Source organism: Spiroplasma endosymbiont of Panorpa germanica (assembly GCF_964019765.1).
Lineage (GTDB): Bacteria > Bacillota_I > Bacilli_A > Mycoplasmatales > Mycoplasmataceae > Spiroplasma_B.
Map to the genome: position 1 here is coordinate 603,203 of NZ_OZ026461.1, position 23,457 is coordinate 626,659.

At 31.1% G+C, this 23,457-nt stretch carries 22 protein-coding genes and 5 tRNA genes; 2 read left to right on the plus strand and 25 right to left on the minus strand.

Going from position 1 to position 23,457, the window contains the following annotated elements:
• Positions 1-3 precede the first annotated feature (3 nt).
• From AACK87_RS02760 to rpmG, 11 genes are all read right to left on the minus strand, one after another.
• Positions 4-318, minus strand: coding sequence for a L7Ae/L30e/S12e/Gadd45 family ribosomal protein (locus AACK87_RS02760; RefSeq protein ID WP_338971267.1), 315 nt, complete (start codon positions 316-318; stop codon positions 4-6).
• Entirely contained in the window at positions 318-596 is a 279-nt protein-coding gene (rnpM, locus tag AACK87_RS02765; RefSeq protein ID WP_338971270.1) for an RNase P modulator RnpM, read from the minus strand. The genes AACK87_RS02760 and rnpM overlap by 1 nt, the downstream gene beginning before the upstream one ends.
• Positions 597-604: 8 nt before the next feature.
• The gene (nusA, locus tag AACK87_RS02770) at positions 605-1,993 is read right to left on the minus strand and encodes a transcription termination factor NusA (protein WP_338971273.1); all 1,389 of its coding nucleotides are present in this window, start codon (positions 1,991-1,993) and stop codon (positions 605-607) included.
• Positions 1,994-2,011: 18 nt separating this feature from the next.
• A complete protein-coding gene (locus AACK87_RS02775; protein ID WP_338971276.1) occupies positions 2,012-2,506 on the minus strand; it encodes a ribosome assembly cofactor RimP in 495 nt (164 codons plus the stop codon).
• Between the two features lie 121 nt (positions 2,507-2,627).
• Positions 2,628-7,097 carry a PolC-type DNA polymerase III gene (locus AACK87_RS02780; RefSeq protein ID WP_338971279.1) on the minus strand — a complete coding sequence of 1,490 codons (4,470 nt, stop codon included), beginning with the start codon at positions 7,095-7,097 and terminating at the stop codon, positions 2,628-2,630.
• Between the two features lie 14 nt (positions 7,098-7,111).
• Complete coding sequence (locus AACK87_RS02785) at positions 7,112-8,482, minus strand: site-2 protease family protein (protein ID WP_338971282.1); 1,371 nt, start codon at positions 8,480-8,482, stop codon at positions 7,112-7,114.
• A 14-nt stretch (positions 8,483-8,496) separates the two neighbouring features.
• Positions 8,497-9,630 (minus strand): 1-deoxy-D-xylulose-5-phosphate reductoisomerase, encoded by a 1,134-nt coding sequence (gene dxr, locus AACK87_RS02790; protein WP_338971285.1) that lies wholly within the window; start codon positions 9,628-9,630, stop codon positions 8,497-8,499.
• A 1-nt stretch (position 9,631) separates the two neighbouring features.
• On the minus strand, positions 9,632-10,717 hold the full coding sequence (locus AACK87_RS02795; RefSeq protein ID WP_338971286.1) for a phosphatidate cytidylyltransferase: 1,086 nt from the start codon (positions 10,715-10,717) through the stop codon (positions 9,632-9,634).
• A complete protein-coding gene (uppS, locus tag AACK87_RS02800) occupies positions 10,710-11,423 on the minus strand; it encodes a polyprenyl diphosphate synthase (RefSeq protein WP_338971288.1) in 714 nt (237 codons plus the stop codon). The genes AACK87_RS02795 and uppS overlap by 8 nt, the downstream gene beginning before the upstream one ends.
• Before the next feature lie 14 nt (positions 11,424-11,437).
• Positions 11,438-12,505: a M24 family metallopeptidase gene (locus tag AACK87_RS02805; protein WP_422397202.1), complete on the minus strand. Its 1,068-nt coding sequence runs from the start codon at positions 12,503-12,505 to the stop codon at positions 11,438-11,440.
• Between the two features lie 56 nt (positions 12,506-12,561).
• Positions 12,562-12,705, minus strand: coding sequence for a 50S ribosomal protein L33 (gene rpmG / locus AACK87_RS02810; RefSeq protein WP_115558179.1), 144 nt, complete (start codon positions 12,703-12,705; stop codon positions 12,562-12,564).
• 156 nt (positions 12,706-12,861) lie between these two features.
• Here rpmG and AACK87_RS02815 point away from each other — a divergent pair, with 156 nt between their 5' ends.
• Positions 12,862-13,710: a lipoprotein gene (locus AACK87_RS02815; RefSeq protein WP_338971298.1), complete on the plus strand. Its 849-nt coding sequence runs from the start codon at positions 12,862-12,864 to the stop codon at positions 13,708-13,710.
• A gap of 86 nt (positions 13,711-13,796) precedes the next feature.
• Here AACK87_RS02815 and AACK87_RS02820 read toward each other — a convergent pair.
• The 11 genes from AACK87_RS02820 to AACK87_RS02870 all read right to left on the minus strand — a co-directional run bounded on the left by AACK87_RS02820 (position 13,797) and on the right by AACK87_RS02870 (position 19,937).
• A tRNA-Leu gene (locus AACK87_RS02820) sits at positions 13,797-13,885 on the minus strand.
• A gap of 31 nt (positions 13,886-13,916) precedes the next feature.
• Positions 13,917-13,992: transfer RNA gene (locus AACK87_RS02825), tRNA-Lys, on the minus strand.
• 5 nt (positions 13,993-13,997) lie between these two features.
• Positions 13,998-14,072, minus strand: a tRNA-Gln gene (locus AACK87_RS02830).
• Between the two features lie 4 nt (positions 14,073-14,076).
• Positions 14,077-14,160 (minus strand) — tRNA-Tyr (locus AACK87_RS02835).
• 8 nt (positions 14,161-14,168) lie between these two features.
• A tRNA-Thr gene (locus AACK87_RS02840) sits at positions 14,169-14,244 on the minus strand.
• 257 nt (positions 14,245-14,501) lie between these two features.
• Positions 14,502-15,815 carry a thymidine phosphorylase gene (locus AACK87_RS02845; RefSeq protein WP_338971301.1) on the minus strand — a complete coding sequence of 438 codons (1,314 nt, stop codon included), beginning with the start codon at positions 15,813-15,815 and terminating at the stop codon, positions 14,502-14,504.
• A gap of 20 nt (positions 15,816-15,835) precedes the next feature.
• Complete coding sequence (locus tag AACK87_RS02850) at positions 15,836-16,729, minus strand: lysophospholipid acyltransferase family protein (protein WP_338971304.1); 894 nt, start codon at positions 16,727-16,729, stop codon at positions 15,836-15,838.
• Position 16,730: 1 nt separating this feature from the next.
• Entirely contained in the window at positions 16,731-17,207 is a 477-nt protein-coding gene (locus AACK87_RS02855; RefSeq protein WP_338971307.1) for a dihydrofolate reductase, read from the minus strand.
• Entirely contained in the window at positions 17,207-18,076 is an 870-nt protein-coding gene (locus AACK87_RS02860) for a thymidylate synthase (protein WP_338971310.1), read from the minus strand. Before AACK87_RS02860 ends, AACK87_RS02855 begins: the two co-directional genes overlap by 1 nt.
• 61 nt (positions 18,077-18,137) lie before the next feature.
• Complete coding sequence (locus AACK87_RS02865; protein WP_422397203.1) at positions 18,138-18,464, minus strand: holo-ACP synthase; 327 nt, start codon at positions 18,462-18,464, stop codon at positions 18,138-18,140.
• Between the two features lie 6 nt (positions 18,465-18,470).
• Positions 18,471-19,937, minus strand: a complete 1,467-nt coding sequence (locus AACK87_RS02870) for a hypothetical protein (RefSeq protein ID WP_338971316.1) — start codon at positions 19,935-19,937, stop codon at positions 18,471-18,473.
• An 86-nt stretch (positions 19,938-20,023) separates the two neighbouring features.
• Between AACK87_RS02870 and rnhC the strand changes: the two genes are divergently transcribed.
• Positions 20,024-20,686 carry a ribonuclease HIII gene (rnhC, locus tag AACK87_RS02875; protein WP_338971319.1) on the plus strand — a complete coding sequence of 221 codons (663 nt, stop codon included), beginning with the start codon at positions 20,024-20,026 and terminating at the stop codon, positions 20,684-20,686.
• On the opposite strand, the gene AACK87_RS02880 is transcribed toward rnhC, so the two are convergent.
• From AACK87_RS02880 to AACK87_RS02890, 3 genes are read right to left on the minus strand one after another with little or no spacing between them, the layout of a single operon-like run.
• Positions 20,687-21,166: a dCMP deaminase family protein gene (locus tag AACK87_RS02880; RefSeq protein WP_338971321.1), complete on the minus strand. Its 480-nt coding sequence runs from the start codon at positions 21,164-21,166 to the stop codon at positions 20,687-20,689.
• Positions 21,166-22,527, minus strand: coding sequence for a rhomboid family intramembrane serine protease (locus tag AACK87_RS02885; RefSeq protein ID WP_338971323.1), 1,362 nt, complete (start codon positions 22,525-22,527; stop codon positions 21,166-21,168). The genes AACK87_RS02880 and AACK87_RS02885 overlap by 1 nt, the downstream gene beginning before the upstream one ends.
• 9 nt (positions 22,528-22,536) lie before the next feature.
• Complete coding sequence (locus tag AACK87_RS02890; protein WP_338971326.1) at positions 22,537-23,454, minus strand: RluA family pseudouridine synthase; 918 nt, start codon at positions 23,452-23,454, stop codon at positions 22,537-22,539.
• Positions 23,455-23,457: the final 3 nt, after the last annotated feature.

Here is a 23,457-nt window from a genome sequence, read left to right on the forward strand (position 1 = left end):
TCCTTATTTTTCAATTATACTTCTTAATCATTTTGCATTGCTAAAATTTTTAATTCCAACCGCTCTAACATTGTCTCTGCCGATTGCTTTGGAAAGTTCACTACTTGTTATTAAATCCTTATAATAATCAATTTTATAAAAAGCGCATTTGTCTGTAATCTTTTTCTTTTGACTTAAGCCCATATCTGAGCTAATTATTACCAATTTTATTTTACTTGTTTTGATTGCGTCAAATAACATTGTTCCACTAGTTAGAGAACGGCTGGCTTGAAGCATCCCAAGCGTTTGAAGCAATTGCTTTGTGTTTTTGAATTCCATTAATCTCAATTCTCATTAATTTCTTTTGAAAGTAATTCCCAAAAATCATCATTCAATTTTATTTTTAAAACTCTTTCGATGATATTAGACTTTTTAACTTTTTCAAGAGAAGAAATTTGCGGACTTATATAAATGCCACGACCGTTAGCTTTTCTACTTTGATCTATAAAGACGTCTCCATCTTTATTTTTAACAATTCTAATCATTTCTTGCTTTGGCAACATCTGATTAGTAGCCACATCTTTGCGAGTAACAACTCACTTATTGTTTTCTGACACTTACAGACCTACTTGTCATAATATTGATCATAGTCATCAATTTCTTCGTCTTCTTCTTCAACAACTTCTTCTTTTGCTAAGATATCAAAAGCTTCTAGATTAGCTTGAATGTCATCTAAACTGGCAGCTTCCACTTCGATCTCAGGTTCTTCAATATAACCATCTCATTCTTCAACTTCATGGTCATAATTTGTCTTCTCATTTTGGAAGTTTCTTTCAACATTGTTACGTCTTTTGAAAATGTTGTTAATGAAATCTGGGTCATTCATTTCTGATTCAGTAATATTCCCATTTCAACTAATTTCAATTCCCTTTTCCAAAGCGCTATCATATGATAAAATGTTTATTTTCATTTTTACCAAATTAGCAACTAATCTAGCCGCCATTCCTGATTTACCAATTGCTAATGAAAGTTGGTTATTTGGAACAACAACATCACATTCTCTGTGAGCGTCTTCTAGATTTCCCTCTTCATCGAAGAATTCTTCTTCATCAACAGCAATATTGATAACTCTAACTGGTGCTAAGGCATTCATAATGAATTTTTCAGAATTTTCATCTCATTTTACAATATCGATTTTTTCACCCTTAAGTTCATTTGTAACGTTCTTAATTCGACTACCCCCAGAACCAACACAAGCTCCAATTGGATCAATATTTTCATCATGAGAGTAAACTGCAACCTTGGCTCTACGACCTGGCTCACGAGAAACTGATTTAACTTCAATAATTCCCTCGGCAATTTCAGGCACTTCAATTTCAAGTAATTTTGCTAAAAAATCGGGGTGAACTCTAGTGGTAGAAACTTGGGAATGTTTGTTTTCTTTGGAAACATCTTCTACATAGAAAGTAATTCTATCACCGATATTGATTTTTTCTTGATTAATAGTTTTTTTATTTCAAAGTGAAACTACTGTTCCATCAACATCAATTAAATAAGAATTTTCAGTTAAATCAACAACTCTTCCTGTTTGAACTTCATGTAGTTTTGGTAAAAAATAATCGTAAACTTTATTTTTTTCACCTTCTCTAATTTTTTGTTTAATAATTTGTCCAACTTGAAAAATTGCTAAACGAGAGTACTCTTCGTCAAATTTAATTGGCTCATTAATAATATCCCCAATTGTACAATTTTCTGAATATTTTTGTTTAGCCTGAGAAAGACCAATTTCAAGTCATTCATCTTCAACTTTTTGAACTACTGTTAACCTTTTTGTAACATTTATCATTCCTGTCACTTCATCAACATTAACATCGATTACAGCTTCTGGATCAAAAAACTTTTCATAAGCTTTTTGAAAACCTTCACGAATTCCTTCAAAAATAATATCATCAGGAATTTGTTTTTCTTGTGAAATTGATTTAATTGCATTAAGCAATTCTGCTCCGTTTACCATAAAATTATTTATCTCCTTTTAAAATTTTACTGCTAATCTTACAAATTTAATATCTTCTCATTTGATATAAGAGTTCTTTTTTTTACCTTTTAAGAAAAAGAATACTTTAAATTCATCTTTTGATGAATCATACTCAATTAAATCGGCATTAAATTCATCAACATATTCTATTTTGTGATTAATTTGGAAAAATAGGTATTTTCCTACATTTTCAATTAACTCTTCTTTTGTAAATATCGTTCTTTCAATTCCTGCAGAAGCAACTTCTAAAATATACGCTTCGTTTAATTCCTTGATTTGGTCTAAGGCAATAGAAAGTTTTTCATTGGCCCCAACCAGGTTATCAAAATCAACAGTAAGCACAGATTTATCTTTATTGGTTACTAATACTTGCAAAACTGTGGTGTCAAAATCAAAAATTTGGTTTAATTCATATAAATTTAAATCAAATTCCTTTAGTATTGGCTCAATAACTTCGATCAAGCCTTTTTTTAATTCGCTAAAATTATTCATTCACTATTCCTTTCAATAATAAAGGAAGGCTTCCGCCTTCCTTTAAATTTATTGACCTGACTTTTAAATTATATGACTTTTATTTTTAAAAATCAAGTATTTGCTATAAATTATCGAAAAATTAGAAATCAAATTTTAATTGTTCATCATTCTCAAGTGAATTGGTAATTTGCAGTTCTTCAAAAATTTTCATTTGTGTTTTAGTAATTTGAGTACGATTTTTCAAGTCCGTGATTGAGGTAAATTGACGTTCATCACGAGCTGCCACAATTGATTGTGCCACAGCTTCACCTAGAGAATCAATCACATTAAATGGTGGAATAATAAATTTTTCACCCGTTTTTGGTTCTACAAAGATTTTAAAATTTGAAGCATCACTATTTTTAAAGTCTATGTTTCTGATTTTTACTCCACGAGCCATCATTTCTAGAACTATTTCATAAATCGTAATTAAGCCTCGTTCTTTTGGAGAAATTGGTTCATTTCTAGCGATTTGGGTTTCTAACTCAGTTAATTTATCTTGAACTGCCACATGTCCAGCTAATACTGTTGGTAAATCAAAGGCATCAGCTCGAGTTGAGAAATATGTGGCATAGTATTCATCTGGGTAATAAATTTTATATCAAGCCACTCTGTATGCCATTAAAACATAAGCTGTCGCATGGGCTTTAGGGAACATATATTTGATTTTTAAACAAGAATCAATATATCATTGTGGCACACCATGAGCTAGCATTGCATCAATTCATTCGGTTTTAGGAATTCCGTTTCCTTTTCGAACACTTTCCATGATACTAAAGGCCATTGAAGGCTCTAGGTTCTTTTCTAAAAGATAAACCATAATGTCATCACGACAACCAATCACAGTAGAAATATTGGCAACATTTTCCCTAATTAGTTCTTGAGCATTATTAACCCAAACATCAGTTCCGTGACTTAATCCTGAAATTTGTACTAAGTCAGCAAAAGTTTTAGGTTGGGTTTCTCTTAACATCGATCTAACAAATTGGGTTCCAAACTCTGGTATCCCAATAGCTCCAGTGGTCTCTCCATTAATCGAACTTGGTTTAATACCCAAACTATCTAAACCCGAAAATAATTGATAAACTTTTACATCATTGGTAGGAACTTCAATGGGATCGACTCCAGTTAAATCTTTTAACATTTTTAAAGCGGTTGGGTCGACATGACCTAAAATATCCATTTTCAACAAGTTATCATGAATTGAATGGAAATCAAAGTGTGTTGTAAGTCAAGTAGAGTTTGTGTCATCTGCGGGATAATTTACCGGAGTGAAATCCTCGATTTCAAACTCTGCAGGTAAAATTACAATTCCCCCAGGATGTTGTCCTGTTGTACGTTTAACTCCTGTAGCTAAATCAGCGATTCTTTCAACTTCAACCCTTCTTTGATTGTTATCAACTCCATAAACTTTCTCAAAATATGCTTTTACATAACCATAGGCTGTTTTATCAGCGACTGTGGCAATTGTTCCTGCTCGAAAAACATTGTTTTCTCCAAACATTTCCTTAGTGAAATTATGAGCTCGAGCTTGATATTCACCCGAGAAATTTAAATCAATATCAGGAACCTTATCCCCATCAAAACCTAAAAAAGTTTCAAAAGGAATATCATGGCCATCTCCTACTAAAGTTTCTTTACAATTTGGACAAGATTTTGTTGGCAAATCATATCCACATTTAATTTCAATAGGAGTTTTAAAATCTGAGTACTTACATTTAACACAACGATAATGAGCTTTTAGGGGGTTAACTTCTGTAATTAAACTTGTGGTTGCCACAAAACTAGAACCAACCGAACCTCTAGAACCAACTAAATAACCATCATCTAGACTTCTAGCAACAAGCTTATGAGAAATTCAATAAACAACAGCAAAACCGTGTTTAATAATACTGCTTAACTCTTTTTCCAAACGTAGTGAAACTATCTCTGGTAGAACTTCACCATATAATTCTTTGGCATTTTTGTAGCAAAGGTCTGTCAATAATTTATCAACGTTATCAATTTTTGGAGGATAACTTCCTGATTTTAATGGTGAAATTTTAGCATCAATTTGATCTGCTATTAAATTAGTGTTAACCACCACTATTTCATTAACCAAATTTTTGTCATTTAAAAAATTAAACTCATCAATCATTTCATCAGTTGTGCGAAGATGTTGGTCAGGATAATCACTTACCCTTTGTTTGAAATCATACAGTGGATGATTAGAACCTCCAAGTCCCTTAGAATTTATAAATACTTCACGAATAGGTTTTAACTGTGGATTAACATAGTGAGCATCACTTGTTGCAACAACTATTTTTTGCATTGTCTGAGCCAAATTTATTATTTTTCTAACAATAATTTCTAGACCCTCTAAAGTTAAGTCATTGGTTTGAAGAAGATTTTTATAAACACTAAGTGGTTGAATCTCAATATAATCATAGATTTTTATAGCTTTAATTAAATCTGATTCCAGACCAGTTCGAGCTAATTCAAAAATTTCTCCGTTTACACATCCCGATCCAATCAAGATGTTATTATTTTTTTTCACTTCTAAAATTTTGCTTTTAAAGATTTTTGGAGAACCAAAAAAATTCTTTGTGTGGGAATGAGAAATTAACTTATATAATTCCTTGAGACCCGCTTGGTTTTTGGCCAAGACATTAATATGAAATCCTCTTGATTTAATGTAGTTGGCATTTTCTTTATCTTCTTGAGGAATCAATTTATTTCAATCACAATCAAAATTTAATTCATAACTTTTTTTAACCTCGATGACAATACGATCATAAACTGCTTTTAGTACCTCAGCATCATAATCACCACGGTGAGCCACTCTTTCATCATACAAAACTCCCACTGCTTTGGCAATTGTACCTAACCGATGGTTTTTCATTTTTGGATAAAAACTACGAGCAATTGTTAAAGTATCAATGGCTGTATTTTCGATTGGACCATAACCTAATTTTTTCGACCAAGCCTTTAAGAAGTTGATATCAAAATTTGCGTTATGTGCAACCAGAATTCTATTTTCAATAATTGAATAAATCTTTTCAAACACTTCTTCAATTGAAGGTTTATTTTCTAACATCTCATCGGTTATTCCTGTTAATTCAGTTGTAAATGCGCTTAAAGGTCTAGATGGTTTAATCAAAATATCAATTTTGGTACTTACCCCTGTTTTAGGAACATAAACTACCGCTCCAAATTCAATTATTTCATCGTACTCAGGAGAAAGTCCTGTAGTTTCTAAGTCGAAAAACACAAACTCATGTTCGTTTAATTTTTTATTTGAATCATTTTTTACAAGTCAATAGTCATCGTTGAGCATTGTCATTTCAACACCATAAATCATTTTTATCTGTTTATCTTGATCACGAGACTTATTAATTTTTTGTAAAGCCATTGCAGCTTCAGGAAAGGCTTGTACATTTAAATGGTCTGTCAGGGCAATTGCTTTATGATCTCACTTGCTAGCATAATCTAAATAATCTGAAATTGAACTAACCCCATCCATTACTGACATTTTTGAATGAGTGTGTAACTCAACTCTTTTTAGAGGTGCTAAATCTTTTCTTGAATTTTCAACACGGTCAATTTTTTTAAACTCATCTATATAAAAAACATTATCTTTGCTGTAATCATTTCATCTGATTGAACCACTCATTCCAATTCAGTCACCAATTTTGACATACTTTTCAAAATCTACACAATCTTTTTCTGGTTCATCAAAAAAATTACCAACCCCACTAGATCTTTGAAAGAAATTGGCCATTAAAGAGGAGGTGTCATCTGTAATAATTAAGGTGTAAATATTTCTACCACTTTTTGGGGAGAACTTGATGGTCTTTTTAAGAACACGAGCATGAATAACAACATTTTGGGCTCCCTCTTCGGTATCCATTAGGCTTTTATAAGTTGGGGCATCTAAATCTGATTTCGGTTTACGATAAAAACTTTTCTTTTCATTTGTGTTTTCTGCTACGCTTTGATTAATATTTTTTTCTAAATTAACATTGGCCTGCTCGCGAATTTTTTTAACCTGTTGATTAGCTTCTTGATAAGATTCGTTTGCTTGTTCAATAAAGTTTATTGAACTTGGTTTTATTTTTAAATCAAAGTCTAAATTATCAAATCCATAATCTTTAAATTTTTTCAAGTAATATTTAAAGTGACCATCTCAAATATCTTTTTGAGTTTCATCATCTACAATAAACTTGATTGTTCTGTTTTCGAAACTAAAATTCTCTCTAGTTAAGTTTTCAACAAAACCATTTTTAAAATCAGCTTTATATTTGATAAAAAATTGTAAGTAGTTCCAAATAATTTCTTGATCGAAATTTTTATTTAAAACCTGAAAAACCAGTTTGGTATTTCAAACTGGGTTGTTAATAATTTGGTTTTCAATATCAATAATAGTTTTAGTCGGTAAAAATTTTTCAACTTTTATTTTAACTGTCACACGATTTTTTTTAACATCAAAAACTGGTTTTCCAATAATCTTTGAATTTTTAAAGTGTTCTTCATGTTCATCGTCTAGATTAACATTTATTTTATCAAAGAATTTTTTTAGAGTTGTGTCCATTTATACCTCCTAATTTATATAAAGTCTTTTAGTATTACTACCAAGAAAATTGATAAGAATAACATTACTCCGATTAGAGTAATAAAAATTTTGAATTTTTCATTTAATTCCCTGCGAATACATAGTTCGATTAAGTTTTCTAAAAATCTATAACCATCTAGTGGTGGCACGGGAATTAAGTTTAAAACAAATAAATTGGCAGAAATAAAGGCGATATACAAGAAGAAACTATCAGCACCCGATGAAAATGTTAAAAGTGACTGATTGGCAGTTTGAAATGGAGAAGCTACTCCCGAGAAATCAAATGTCAACATTTTTCCGAAAGCTTTCATTATTTGTCAAGATTGAACAAATGTATCTCCTCAACCAAAAGCATATCCCTGCGATGAGTTTTTAAAATAACGATTTGGTGCAGCTATTCCAACTGAATTACCAGGAGCGAAATTAATTTTTGAATCAAAATTTGTTAAGTCTTTTGGATCATAACCTTGAGATCAATTTGTTAAAAATAAATTATTGTCATTTTTCAAATCTGAATTTTGCAAAACAGTTCCATCATAACGACCAACTTTTTTAAAAGCAAATCTAATAAAAGTTGTTTTATCTTCTTCAGCATTTTTAAATTTTAAGTTATTAATAAAATTGTAAACGGTTTTTTCATAAGTTGCTGCTTGATTTGAATCATAGTTATTGATTAATAATTTCTTTTCAACTTTGGGAGCATCTGTTAGAAATTGATCAGGTTTTTCAAAACCCTCGCTTTGAATATTATTAAATAAAAAAATGGTTTTATTCAAAGCATCTGGAGAGGTTTGAGCTTGATTATATTCTTGTTGAATAACTTGTCAACCCCAAATAACATATTCTTGATTGGGTGTTAAAATTTCTGAATTTCCATTAGAGTTCAAACTTTCTTTTAACAAATTATATGTTATTTGATTTGAATCGTATTGAGCCCCATAAAACTGCATATCATTTTTTTTAACTCCAGTGGCGGCATAAATTGTTGTAATCAAGAAAAGCGCTAACGAAAGGTTAAAAGCAATTCCCCCGATTATAATAAAAAACTTTTTCCATCTGGCAATATAATCCATTTTACGGCTATCTGGGATATTTAATTCGTCCTGTTCTCGTCCCTTTGGAGGATCAGCCTTGTCTGAGGCGATTGAACAATAACCACCAAAAGGAATCACCCTTAGAGTAAATCATGTTTCTTTAGTTTTGATGGTAAAGATTTTAGGCCCTAATCCAACTGAAAATTCATAAACATAAGCTTTACAAATCTTGGCGATAACAAAGTGTCCAAATTCATGAATTGTAATCACGACTTGTAAAACCAAAAGTCCCAGAATTAGTCCCAAGATAATTTCAAATCAGGCTGGCAAAATAATACCCCTCTCTATTTTTTAATTAATTTTTGAGTTTTACTCCTAATTAATAAATCATATTCTTTTATACTATTATAATCGTTTAACTCACAATTTTGAGAATTAATGAATATTTTTTCAACGATATCAGTAATCTGTCAAAACTCGATTTCATCATTTAAAAAGGCCTCAACTAGAACTTCATTGGCAGCATTCAAGCAAATCGCCTTAGAATTAAAACTATTTAAGCATTCATAAGCTCAAGCTATTGGTTTAAATCTTTTTTGATCAATTGTTTTAAGTTCTAATTTCTGTCAGTTTTTGAAATTAAGTTTTTGAAATTCAGGATGTTTTAGTCTTTTAGGAAAATTTAATCCATAGTTAATAACTTGGCTCATATCAGGTACACTTAGTTGGGCTTTAACCGAGAAATCTTCAAACTCTACCATTGAATGAACAATTGATTGAGGATGCAATAAAACCTCGATTTTCTTAGTTCGAAATAAGTGATAAGCTTCGATAATTTCAAAAGCCTTATTCATCATTGTAGCTGAATCAACTGTTATCTTAGCGCCCATTTTTCAGTTTGGGTGATTTAAAACCTGTTCTTTCGTGGTTTTTTTTGTTTCCTCAAGACTTAAATCTCGTAAACTTCCCCCAGATGCAGTTAAGTAAATTTTCTCAATCTGATTGCCCTCTTCTAAGCATTGAAGAATTGCTGAGTGTTCTGAATCAATTGAAATTATTTTTGAATTTAAAGATTTTTTTAATTCTTGATTAATTAGTTTTCCAGCAACTACCAAAGATTCTTTATTTGCTAGTAAAATTGTTAAATTTTTTTGAATCGCCTTAAGAGTTACTTGCAATCCATAAAATCCTGACAAGGCATTGACGATGACATCACCATTACCCAAAAAATTAAAAAGTTCACCAATTTGTGAATCTGAAAAGAAATTAATTTTAGGAAACTTGCTAACCAATTTTGGATCAAATTTAGTTGTATAGACATATTTTATCGAATCAAATTCCAGTAAAATACTCTCAAGCTTTTCTAAATTTTTACCAACTGAAACGGCTAATAAATTATACTTATTATTGTTTTTGATAACTTTCAAAGCTTGGATTCCCACGCTACCCGAAGCTCCAAATACAATTATATTTTTCATATTAGCGAATAAATAAAGTTATTATGAATACTACAAAAAATGCGAAGGTGAAAGAATCTAAACGATCTAAAACTCCACCATGACCAGGAATTATACGTGAGTAATCCTTGATATCCACTTTTCTCTTAATTCAAGAGAAAATCAAGTCTCCGAATTGACCAATAATTGAAAATATCGCAGAAAGACCAATGTATGAAAAGACTACGTAAATAGTGCTATTATTTTGTTGCATTGTCATTGTTAGTGGCGCAAAATCTCTAGTTGGTTTTAGAAAGAAAAACATTGATGCATATAGTGAACCAACTATAAATGCTACCAAAAACCCAATCGAAGCTCCCTCTCATGTTTTTTTAGGACTAATTGCTGGAGCTAATTTGGTTTTACCAAAACGCATTCCCCCAAGATAAGCAAATGTGTCAGTCAAAATAATAATCATTCAGATTCAAATTACTGTATTAAAACTGTAGAATGCTTTAAATTCACCCTTACCAGTTTCTGTCACTGATAAACATAAAATGGTGAAACCTTTGTAGGCTAAAATGATTAAAATAGTCATCGAGAAAGCTAATAAGCTTTTGATTAAAGTTGACTTTTTATTTAAATAACCATATGTTAAGTAAATCATTAATAAGATCGCTCCAATAGTTCAAAAAATTCAGGGTTTTAATCATTCGAAATGCAAATCTTCTAAAAACTTCAATGATGATTGACTTGTTACAACTAAGAATTCCTCAGATCTAACTGGGGTCACAAAAATAATTAATGAAAATATTATTGTTATTAAATGAATTCATCAATGCTTCAATCCTAAGGCACGATTCATTTCTCAAATACTAATAGAAATTAAAAAAACACTTCCCAATAAAGAAATAATGACAAAGTAAGGCGCACCGTCTCAATCATTAATAAGAGATGTATAGATGGCACCAGAAACTACATAAATTAGTAGTAATGTTAAAAGTACAATGGTTGACAAGATTCTAGCTTCTAAATTAGAAATCTCTTTTTTTCCTGTTTTAAATTCTTGTGAATTTTTTAGGTTCGAATCCTTAGATGAATTAGCCACTAAGTTTTTATTGTTATTCATCTGCTATGCCCCCAAATCTTCTATTAACTTTATTATAATATGAAATTGCCTTTTTTAAATCTTTTTGAGAAAAATCTGGCCACATTTTTTTATTAAAATAAATTTCTGCATAACTGCATTGCAACATCATAAAATTACTTAACCGAGTTTCTCCACCTGTTCTAATAACCAGATCAACATTTGGGATATCTTTTGTATAAAGATTATTCTTGATTAAAACATCATCAATAATGTCTAAATTTTCTTTTAATTTAGGCTGTTTTAAAACTATCTGTTTAAAACAGTGGGTTAACTCTTCTCAAGAACCATAATCAAAAGCAATTGTTAAAACTAGACCATTATTATTTTTAGTTTTTTCCTTGGCGTCCAAAATGGCTTTTAAAGTACTGGCTGGAATTTTACTCTCACGACCAATTCAATTGATTTTTATATTATTTTCCATAAAAAAATCAATTTTCCCATCGCTAAATATTTTGTTTGGAACCTCCATTAAAAAATCTACTTCTTTTTGAGGTCGATTTCAATTTTCAGTAGAAAAAGTAAAAACAGTTAAAAACTTAATTTCATGTTTATGAGCATAAATGCAAAAGTCCTTGATTTTTTCCATCCCTACTTGATGTCCATAGGTTCTGGCTTGGTTAATTTTTTTAGCTCATCTTCCATTTCCATCAAGAATTAAAGCCAAATGTTCTAGTTTCTCTTTCATTTTGCTCCTTCAAATTATTTTACAAAAATTAACTCTCTTCGAGCTGTTGTTATTTTTTTATAACCAGCTTGAGTGACCAAAAGATCATCTTCAATTCTAACTCCACCAAGACCTGGAATATAAATTCCTGGTTCTACAGTAATTACGTGTCCTGGTGCCAGAGTTTTATTACCCCCAACAGATTGATACGGTTCTTCGTGAATTTCTATCCCTAGACCATGACCAGTTCCGTGGGTAAAATATTTCCCATATCCTTTTTTGTCAATATAGTCAAAACAAATTTCATGAATTTTTTTAGCTTCAACCCCAGATTTAACAGCATCAATTCCCGCTTGTTGAGCATCAAATACGATTTGAAAAATTTCAAGCAACTTTGGATCTAGTTTATCCCCTAATGCAAAAGTTCTGGTTTGGTCTGAGGCATATCCGTTATAGAAGCATCCCATATCCAAAGTTACCAGTTCCCCGTTTTGAAGTTTTTTATCGCTTGGAACTGCATGAGGCATTGATCCGTTAACTCCAGAAGCCACTATTGTGTCAAAACTTAATTTCTCCGCTCCAAATTTTAAAAATGAGTCTGATACAAAACGAGCTAATTCTTTTTCGCTCATTCCCGGTTTAACATTTTTTAGTACGTCTTCAAATACTTGATTTGTTATATCACATGCTTTTTGAATTTGTTCAACTTCTCAATCATCTTTGGTAATTCTTAGGTTTTCAGTATTTATACTTATTAATTCTGCTTTTATTTTTTGGGTCATTATTTCACTATCTTTTACATAAACTCAGTCACTTTCAAAACCAACTTTAGATATTTTTTCCTCTAATAATTTCGAATTGATTAAATCAAAAACAGGACCAAATCCAATTATTTCATCTATATTTTGCAAGTCAGCTTTTTGTTGTGCGGCTGTTAAATAACGTCCATCAACAAATAAATAAGTTTTAGTTTTAGTTATTAAAATATAGCCCAGTGATGAATTAAATCGGCTAAATCAATAACGGTTTTGGGGTGAGTACAATAACATTGCTTCTACATTTTTTTCTTCCATAATTTTATGAACGATTGCTTTTTTATCTATTTTCATTTTAAACCTCTTCTTCATTAAAATTTTACAATAAAAAAATAGGAAAATACCTATTTTTTTTGCTTATGTATTTGATGGCTATTACATTTAAAACAATGTTTTTTAACTTCAATTTTTTCCTTTTTTTTGTCGTTTTTAGCTATATAGTTTTCTTCTTTACAGCTTGAACAACGAAGAATGACACCTTCACGCATTTTTTAAAGCCCCCTTTTAGTTTCTTAAATTTCCCAAATAAAATTTATTGGCAAATAAATAATAACACATTTTTTAATTATTTTTAAAAAATGTGATATTTTAATCATATTTCCTCATTTTTTGATAAAATAATAAAAATGAAAGCGAGTGTAATTATGAGAAAGTTATTAGCTATTTTAGCATCAACAAGCCTAATAAGTGCTGCTGGGGTAACAGTTGTTTCTTGTACAAATGAGTTGTCAAATTACAACACATTTAAAAAGTGAATTAAAAAGAGAGAGACATTTATTTTATATATTGGGGCTGAAGACTGTCCTTATTGTCAGAATTTTGTTAAATCAGCAACAGGTAAACCAGATGGAAATTTAGATGAATTTGAAAATCAGGTTAACAATGGTGATAATAAACGTTTTAACGATTTGACAGAAACTTATAACAATACCCTTTCAGACTTAAAGGATAAAAATAATCAAACTGAGATTGAAGATGAATTTAGAAATGGTTTTGGAGCCAAAGTTGATAAAGTTCAATTCCACCACTTTACAGAAGAGAAGAAAGAAACTGTTCAATCTAAAAAATGATTAACTAAGATCAAAGAATGAATTTTGGATGAATATAAAGAGCAATACAAGATTCACAACGTTCCTGAAACAGACCCTAACTATGTAACTAAGGACTTAACAATTGATGACTTAAAGATTAATTCAATTCCGGTTTATTTGATAATTCGTGATGGTAAATTGGTTAATATTGTTTCTGGATTTGACTCATTGGAAAACGGAGTTGGTCCCGAACAAGCCATGGACAATTTATTTAATGAATTTACAAGCTACTTTACAGATCCAGGTTCATTCTTCCAACCAACATCAACTGGTGGAGAAACTGGTGGTGAAGACGGAGATGGAGATGGTGGTGAAGGCATTGATGAGACTCAAACTTTATCTCCAAGCGCTGGAACCATACCTTTTGAAGATAAAATTTATGACTATCGTTTTCAAAAATAGAACTCCGTGAGTTCTATTTTTTTTATTCAATTTTGATCAAAAGATAAAAAACGAACAATAAATCGTTCGTTTTTTAATATTTAAAATGGTCCCCAGGGCCGGACTTGAACCGGCACGGGCGACAAAGCCCGCTGGATTTTAAGTCCAGTGCGTCTACCGATTCCGCCACCTGGGGATAAAAAATCCAAAAAATAATTAATATAAAATGGTGTCCCGTGCAAGATTCGAACTTGCGACCCACTGGTTAAAAGCCAGTTGCTCTACCGGCTGAGCTAACGAGACGAAAATGGCTGGGCTAGCAGGATTCGAACCGGCGCATGAAGGAGTCAAAGTCCTTTGCCTTACCGCTTGGCTATAGCCCAATAATGGTGGAGGGAGGCGGATTCGAACCGCCGAACCTTTCGGAACTGGGTTACAGCCAGCCGCGTTTAGCCACTTCGCTATCCCTCCGTTAATAATGGTGCTGACTAAAGGATTTGAACCCTCGACCTATTGATTACTAGTCAATTGCTCTACCAACTGAGCTAAGTCAGCGTAATTCTAAAATTTAGAACCTAAAACATTATACAAAAAATATATTACTCTTGTCAAGAAAAAGAGCTAAAAAATTTCATAAAAAAAGTACTCGGGCGGAGCACTTATTCGTCATTTTTGAATAAAGAAAATTTAAAAATTAAAAATTTGATAGGGCTAAACAAATCATTATAATTTTTTTCTTCAAAAAGACATAATTATTATACGACTTTTAGTAAATTTAAACAATATAAAAAACTATTTTTTAGTCCAATTAATTACTTAATATCAAGATCGCTAATGACTTTTATTATTACTGGTTCATTGAAAGCTTTTTTACTAATTTCAAAGGTTAGTAGAGCCTGTTTGGTAAATTCCTCACTCACGGCTCTATTTGTTTTCAAGGTCATTACAACCTCACCTGCACTAACTTTTTCACCAGAGACCTTATTTAGGGTGATTCCGGCGGCGAAATCAATTTTCTCTTCCTTAGTAGCACGACCAGCACCGATCTGCATTGCTAAATAACCCAATTTATTTGTATCAGTATAGCGGATAAAACCTGAATCTTTGGCTTTTATTTCAATGATATTTTTAACTTTAAAACTTTTTTCATAGTTTTCAATAACACTAAAATCTCCACCTTGAGCTTCAACAAAAGCCTTCAAGATTGGGGCCCCAACTTTATCTTTGATTTTCTCTTGGACAGCCTTTTTAGCATCACTTAATTTGTTAAAAATCCCTGCTTGTAGCAAAGTAATACCAACTGCTTCCTGGGTTAACTCATTTAAGTCATCTGGTCCATTACCAAGCAAGGTTTGATAAGCTTCGTAAACTTCATTTGCATTACCAATTTCGCGACCTAAAGGTTTATCCATGTCAGTAATCATAGCAGCAATATTGCGATTATGTTTTTTACCGATTTCAACCATAGCTTGTGCTAATTTTGTTGCTGAATCGATATTGTCCATAAAAGCACCACTACCCATTTTAACGTCCAAAATAATCCCGTTTCCCGCGATAGCTAGTTTTTTTGACATTATACTTGAAGCGATTAAAGGAATTGAATCTACAGTACCCGTTACATCTCTTAGAGCATACATTTTCTTGTCTGCAGGAACAATGTCTTGAGATTGAGAAATAATACTCATTCCTACTTTATTAACAATTTCTTCAAATTTGCTTTCAGAAATCTCCCCAGTTCAACCGGGACAAGATTCTAACTTATCAATAGTTCCCCCAGTTTGACCTAAACCACGTCCTGAAAGTTTGGCAACTTTAATACCAAAACTAGCAACTAAAGGAGCGTAAATTAGCGAGGTTTTATCCCCAACTCCCCCAGTTGAGTGCTTATCAGCTTTAAAGCCAGTAACCCCTTTTAAATCATAGGTTTTACCACTCTTGATCATGGCTCCTGTTAGAAATGAGGTTTCAGTGGCATCCATTCCTTGAAAGTATATTGCCATTGCCATTGCACTCATTTGATAATCTTTAATTTCATTTGAAATAAATCCTTTTATTAAGTATTCAATTTCTGCTTGAGTTAAACTTAAGCCCTTTTTCTTTTTAGTAATTAATTCTGCAAAATTCATATCTTACCTCTACGAAAAAACTATTTTTTTTCTTTTTTCTTTTTCTTGGTTTCTACTTTTTCAAAATCTTTATATTTTTCCATGTTTTTAACCACTTCTTTACGAACGTTATTGGTTAAAATATCAGTTTTAATCGAAATAAACTTCTCTGGTAGTAATGGCTTTCCAAAAACCACTTTTATAACCACTTTTTTAGGTCTCTTTTTGGCGAAAACATAATGTGAGTCAATAATGGTTACTGGTACAATCGGCACATAAGCTGATTGAGCTATTTTCATACTTGCTCCTTGAAATTCACCAATTTCTTGATTACCACTTCTAGTGCCTTCTGGGAAAATTACTAAGCTTCTATGATATTGATTTAGTAATTCTTTCCCCTCTTTATAAGCATTTAAAGCACTTCTTGGGTTTTGACGGTCCAATGGGATTGCATCAATTAATTTGATAAATCTTCCAAAAGTTTTATCCTCTCATAACTCTTTTTTTGCAATAAAAGCAATTGGTTGTTGACGAGAGAAATCATTTAATGCAATCAAGGCCACTGAATCAAAGTTTGATTGATGGTTTGGAGCTAAAATAACTCCTCGATCTAATCAGTTCTCAATATCAATAACTTGAATTTTAACATCTAAAAGTCACATCATTCTTCGAGAAAACTTTTTGATTCAATAGTAACGATATTCTTCACTATATGAATTTGGATCTTTTTTAATACGACGTGCCATTTTTTTGGCTTTTTTCATATTCATTCAAACGATGAATCAAATTAAAAACAACTTTCATTTATTGAAGTTTTTACTTCCCCGGTCTTTTTCCTTGACCTCTTTTTTATTTTGTTCCAAATTTTCTTCAATGTTTGATTCTTCTTCAGGAAGTAAAATTTCGTTTTTTTCTAATTCTTTTTTATCTTTCATTTTAATATTTCCTTTCATATTTTTTTACAACAAATTTTTCCCTGTCAATTTCGCTATATAATTTAAAATCATTTCAATTGATTTCAGGAAATTTAGTATCTCCGTCATATTCCTCTTTAATAAAGCTAACTATAAGTTCGTCAGCATATGGTAAAAACATTTGATAAATTTGCGAGCCTCCAATTACAATTAATTCGTTGGCTTTTTTTTGATATTGTTCAATCAAATCATTGATATCACTTATTATTTTAATCTCATTATCTTGAAATTTCAAATTTTCTTGTCTTGATATAACTAAATTCTCACGATTAGGAAGCGGCTTTGAACCAATTGCCTCAAAAGTCTTGCGACCCATGACAATAGTTTTGTTAGTTGTGTATTCCTTAAAAAATTTCATCTCTTCGGGTATTTTTCACGGCAGTTGGTTATTTTTACCAATTATTCCGGCTTGAGTTTGAGCTCACACCAACTTTATCATTAAACCGCCACCAGCCCTTTTATTCTAGGATGAAATTCATAATCTACCAAAACAATGTCTTCTGGGGTTAAGTTGAAAATTGATTTAATACCATCTTTAATTTTTATTTTTGGCAGTTTTTTTGGTTCTCTTGTTAATTGCTCTTTCACTTGCTCAATATGATTTAAATATATATGAGCATCCCCGATTGTATGAACAAATTCTCCCGCTTCAAGTCCAACTTCTTTTGAAATCAAGATTAATAAAAGTGCATAACTGGCAATATTAAATGGGACACCAAGAAAAATATCACCACTTCTTTGATAAAGTTGCAAGTTAAGTTTTCTATCACCGCTCACATAAAACTGAAACATTGTATGACACGGAGGTAAAGCCATATCCTCAACTTCACTTGGGTTTCAAGCAGAGATAATATGTCTTCTTGAATCGGGATCGTTTTTTAAATTATTGATTAAGGTTTTCAACTGATCTTTACCATTAAAATTTCGTCACTGTTTACCATAAACGGGTCCTAAATTCGCATGTAAATCTGCAAATTGATAATCTGTGCGAATCTTCTCAACAAATGTGGATAAATCCTCACCTTGATATTCCTTTGATTTTTTATATATTTCAAATGGTCATTCATTTCAAATATTTACATTATTATCAACTAAATATTTAATGTTAGTGTTCCCAGAAATAAATCATAGTAGTTCAACAACCACAGCATGAAAATAGATTTTTTTGGTTGTCACCAATGGGAAACCCTGAGCTAAATTATAGCGATTTTGAGTCCCAAATAAAGAGATTGTCCCAGTTTTAGTTCGGTCGGCTTTTTCAACCCCGTTTTTTAAGACATTTTTAACTAATTTTAAATATTCTTGCATTTTATCACCACAATTATTATAAACCAAAGTTAATATAAAAAAGATTCCATTAAGGAATTTTTTAATCTTTTTTAATAGCCATTCCCACTGCAAAGCGTTTTTCGTGACTCAAAGAAATTAGAGTTTTCTCAAAACCAAAACTAGTAATAAATGGTTTCTCATTTTCATAAGAAATGTTGATTTGATTCATTGGCACCGGTTTTTCTAAAGTTTTTAAAACAGCTTCTTTAACCGCTCATCGACCCGCTAAAAACTCTCTTTTATTTTTAAGAGATTTTTTTTGATTTAATATTTTAATTTCGTCAAGGTGAAGTACTAAATTAATAAATCTGGTTTTTAATTTTATTCTTTTCACTGAAACAATGTCAATTCCAATTTTTTCCATTAAATTCACCTACGCATAATCTACAATATTAGCTCAATCTTTAAAGGAGTATTTCTGATTCGTGTGGTAATCCAAACCAGTAAAGGCATTTATAACATTACCTGAACTTACAACTTCTAAACCAGCAATTAAACCAAGACTTGAATAAAATGATGGCAAAAAACTACCGTTTCCATATTCTTCGTTCATCATATTGACAATATAAAGGTTTTTAAAGAAATTATAGGTTCTACGACCGTTCCTTAAAACATCGATGACACTATTACTTCGTCCTGGAGTTTTGGAAATATCATTTTCTAGCGAATCTGCCACTTTTATAAATTCATTATTTGTAGCAGTAGTATTTTTAGTAAAAAATTTAACAAAGTCTTTTTCACCCATTTGTGCTATTTTTTCTTGTTTCATAAAAGTTTCTAGCTGATTTTTTAAAATAGTAAAGCTTCCATACGAGAAGTTGAACTGAGTTTTTTCTTCAAAACTTGAAGATAAGTTATCAGAATTAACATAAGATTCATATAGAGCTGCTGTCATTAATGAAGATTCAGTGACGATTCTAAATAAACTTTGAGCTTCTCTTGGCATTGATAAACTACAATTGCGGACATCAGTTTTTAAGTAATTATTGGTTGAGTAGTTTTCAACAAACATATTATTAATAAAATCAGAAATCTCCCAAGTATTCTCAATCCCGTTATCATTAAAGTGATTTGCTGTGGTAATAACCGGGATTACAACAAATTTTGAGATACAATCAGCATTGTAATAGAAACCAAATTTTGGGATTCAACGGTAGATATTACCTGAAACTGATTTTCTAAAGTACTCATTCCCAGATCTATAAACTTTTTGAACATTTTCAAATGATAAATCTCCATCAGCAATACTTTGCTCTGTTAAAGCCTGATTAGAGGTTTTAAAAAGCGGATTGGAAGCAGCACTAAAGATTGCAAAGGCTGCTAAAAGTCCCAATGAAAGACCTACGATGGCCCCCAGTAAAGCATTAACATGAGAGTTTATTTTAATTGCGATTAAATGTCTTTTAGCGAAAGTAAAGTATACAATAATAGCTACTAAGTTGATTGCTACAAAAAATATTATTTGAAAAACCATATTTAAAACGACTGCAACGATGGCATTAATAAAATCAACAACAAATTGTTGAGTATTAACGCTGATCCCCTCACCCTCAGATCCAAAGAGTTTAATTATTTCATTGAACACTGTTTGAAAAATTCGGTCAAAATCACCAAAGGCGTCAATCAAACCTTGCAAATTTAGAAGCGGACTTATTTTGGCTACTGATGAAGTTGTCAGCATAGGAACTAAAAATATTATTAAAATCGCGACTAGAACATTAACTGTTCCAAAATACACCATAACTCAGGTCCCACGTTTTATTCCCCAAAGGGTAAAAAACAAAATTACCATAAATATTATTAAATCGTAAAGCCATCATGGGCCAATATTTATTAACATTTGTGTTCCTCCTTAGGATGTGTGCAATATTATAATTATACATTTTTTTAAGATTTGTTTATAATAAATAGAAGAGGTATTTTAAAATGACTGATTTTAGCAAAGAACAAAATAACAATTGTTTTATTGGCACTGACGAAGTTGGGGTTGGTGATTTTTTTGGACCACTTGTCGTGGTTGCTTGTTTTGTAAGCAAAGAAAATATAAATAACTTTGACATTTTTGAAAAGATCAAAGATAGCAAGCAAATTACTAATGAAAATATTTTCAAGATTTATGAGAAAATTAAGAACATTGTTAAATATAGTGTTGTTGTAATTGATAATGAAAAATATAACAGTATTTATGACAAAGTTAATAATAGTCACGTTCTAAAAGCACTGGGTCACAATCGAGCGCTTTTTGATTTAATCAAGAATAACCCAGAATTAAGCGATGCCCAAATCATTATAGACGAATTTGTGAATAAAAGTAAATATTTTGAATATTTAAAAATGTGAGAGAAAAATATTGTCACTGAAAATGTTTGCTTAGTTCAAAAAGCTGAAAATAAGTATTTGGCAGTAGCTTGCGCAAGTATTATTGCGCGAGCTTACTTTTTGATGGCAATTAAGGATTTAGAGAAAAAAACAAATTTGAAACTTCCCCTGGGTGCTAGTTCGCAGGTTAAAGAATTAGTTAGAAAATACAAAAAAGAGCACCCTGATAAAGTTAAGACTTTTATCAAAATGCACTTCAAAGATATTTAATTATTTTAAAATTTTAAGTTTAATAATCGGTTTGCTAGAGTAAGTTATTTTAACTTCATCTAGCATTTTTTTAGCGGCAATATTATCTTCGCTATTTTCATACTTGTTAGATCCATAATAGACATGTTTAATGCCTGCTTGAATGATAACTTTAACACATTGATGGCATGGAAATAATGTAGTATAAATTATGCACCCAGATAAATCCCCTCTAGCAGAAACAATAGCATTCATTTCTGAGTGGACTACATATGGGTACTTATTATCAAATTGATTTTCTTGATTGCGATCCCATGGAAAGCTGTCGTTGGAAATCCCTCGAGGAAAACCATTATAACCTGAACTTATAATTTGATTGAGGTTATTAACAACCACACAGCCAACTTGAGTTTCAGGGTCTTTGCTGCGCATTGCATTCAATTCGGCGATTGCCATAAAATATTCATCTCAAGAAATATAGTTTGTTCGTGATTTTACCATTAGATAGACACTAAAACTAAATTATCACCGTCAATGATAAATTGAGATTTTCAACCGATTTTACCAATAATTTCATTAGCCATTTCAACTTTTAAAAAGCCTCTTTGGATATACATTCCCAGTGAATTAATTGTTGAATTGTGCATTGCTGGAATGTATGTTGGTACTAATAGCATAATTAATGGTAGGAATAAAAATGTAGCTACAATGAAGTATCCCGAAAATAAACGACCACTAAATCCATCTTTGTAATTAGAATTTAAAATAATCGATAATCCCATTCCTACACAGAATCCTGCTGAAATTACTCAATAAGTTGATTCGTTTAGTTCGAATAAAGGAAACATGAATATGAAAAACCCTGGGTAAATCATTTCTTTTTTAGTTAATATAGAAATAACATCATGCTTACCTGATACTTTAATCAATAAAGCCCCAAATAAAATAGCAGAAATTACAATTGGTCCTCCAAATACTTTTGAAGGTATTAAAATTGAAAAAATTAAACCACAAATAATGTAACCCACAAAGATGATTACCATCATTTTAAGGGCCCCAATAAGGTTTTCAGTATAAGATGATAATTTCTTTAATGCGTAAAAGTTGATTCCAATAATAATAAAGTCAGTAATTAAAGAACCTGTTGCTCCTGAAAATCCGTATGTAAACACTCTTCAGAATTGACCACCCAAAATTGTTAAATTAAAGTTAGTTCCCCCAGCAAATAATTTAATTGAATCGGGATCAAAACCAACGACTCCTCCAGAAAAAAATGTTAAATAAAGGAATATTAAAATTGGGACGAATGAAAAAAGCGCAGTTGCAATTCAAGTTCCAATTAGTTGTCCACCTTGAATTTTATTATGGAACTCTTGAAACTTTTTACTTACATCACTATTTTTATCGTCTAGATCCTCAATTAATTTCTTAACTTGTTCTTGATCTTTTAAATCAACGATTATTTCATCATCTGCTTTTTTATCTGAAAACTTCAACTTATCAATATTTGCAAAAAAAGGTTTTAGTTTGGTAACTAAATTATTTTTATCCCCAAATATTTTAATGTCTGATTCAACAGTTTCATCCTTGATGTTTGTTGAATTGTCTAAGTAAATTCATAATATCTCGATTTTCTCACGACTTGCGTTTTTTGATTTTTTAGCAATGTCATCAATAATTGCATCATTTCTAAAATCGCCATCTCCGGAAGTGGCTTTAATTCTAATTATTTTTATCTTGGCATTACTGTTGTATAAATATGAAATTTCATCGTTATTTTGTGTTTTTTGTGGTTTGTACCCCTCTTTTTTAATAAAGTAATTCACTAAAGTAAGGCGGTTATTTGTAATCTCTGATTTCATAGCATTTTCCTAACTTGACTTTCTTAACATATTTATTTTATCATTAAATCACTCCGGTGGGTCAATTTCGAAAAACATTTTTTCACCTGTTATCGGATGTAAGAATGATAATTTTCAAGCATGCAAGTATTGACCATATTCTGATTTTTTATCGCTCAAATGACCATAAACTTGATCACCATAAATTGGGTGTTTAATAAAGTTGAAGTGGACTCGAATTTGATGAGTTCTTCCTGTCTCAATAACACAACTAACTAGAGTATGACTTTCAAATCTCTCCAAAACTTTGAAATTAGTCTTGGCATACTTACTATTTTTTTCAGTAACAGCCATTTTCTTGCGATCACCTGGGTGTCTACCAATTGGGGCATCAATTATTCCTTCATTTTCAAGAATAATCCCATGAACGATTCCTAAATATTCTTTATGAATTTCTTTATCTTTAAGCATTTCAGTTAGCTTTTTATGAGCCTTATCGTTTTTGGCCACAACAAGCAAACCGGTTGTTTGTTTATCTAGACGATGAACGATTCCTGGGCGATTAACTCCACCAATGGTTGATAAATCTTTAATGTGGTACATCAAAGCATTAACTAAGGTTTGTGAATAATTTCCAATGGCTGGGTGTACCACCATATCATTGGGTTTGTTAACAACGATTATATCATTATCTTGATAAACTATTTCAATATCAATATTTTCTGGTAGTATCTCTGAGGATTGAGCTTCAGGAATAATAACTTCAACTAAATCTCCAGCCTTTATTTTAAAGCGCGCTGGCTTGACTTCCCCATTTACTAAAACTAAATCATCGTTAATCAATTTTTGAATGTACGAACGCGAAAATTCATATTCTTCTTGACAACTATTAAAAATAAATTTGTCTAGTCGATCTTGTTCTGAAACTGTAAAATTTATTTTATTCATAAA